Source organism: Tritonibacter sp. SIMBA_163, from assembly GCF_046535935.1.
Taxonomy (GTDB): Bacteria; Pseudomonadota; Alphaproteobacteria; order Rhodobacterales; family Rhodobacteraceae; genus Epibacterium; species Epibacterium scottomollicae.
Genome location: NZ_JAWJBP010000104.1, coordinates 1 through 516 on the forward strand (window position 1 = coordinate 1; position 516 = coordinate 516).

1 protein-coding gene is annotated in these 516 nt (G+C 36.4%); it reads right to left on the reverse strand.

Going from position 1 to position 516, the window contains the following annotated elements; translation table 11 throughout:
• Positions 1-105: 105 nt before the first annotated feature.
• The coding region (locus R0J92_RS21620) for a hypothetical protein (protein ID WP_411053145.1) at positions 106-516 on the reverse strand (411 nt) is incomplete at its 5' end.

Here is a 516-nt window from a genome sequence, read left to right on the forward strand (position 1 = left end):
GGTCGCTAGCGCGAATTTTTGTGTTTTTATTTGATAATGAAGTCACAGGGTAAAATTGGTTATTTTTTGAGTGGTATTAAAATCTTAACCAATTTTGCCAATTTATCAAAGGCAATGTCCCCAAAAAGACATATCGAATTCATCTCTAGCTCCCTCCATATCTCCATCTAAAAGATATTGATTAACAGTAGCTAGCATTTTAGTTTGACTTTGCAAAGCCTCCACATTCTCCGATACATACTCAATCGAGTCCCACAAGGAATTAACTGTTCTATTAAGACTAGTAATTGTGCCATCTAGGATTTTAATGTCCTCCTCTAATTTCTGGATTCGATCTTTATCTCGCCATTCTTCAATTCGATCTACTGTTTCATTTCTCTCCTCACTCATCCCTAACTCAGCTAGGCAAGCATTTTCCATCCAGTCGCTAACTGAAACGCCTTGAAATCTTGCTTTAGCTCGGATTTTGTTCAGAATTGACTCTTCAATTCTGAAATTAAATTGCTTTTTTGCCAT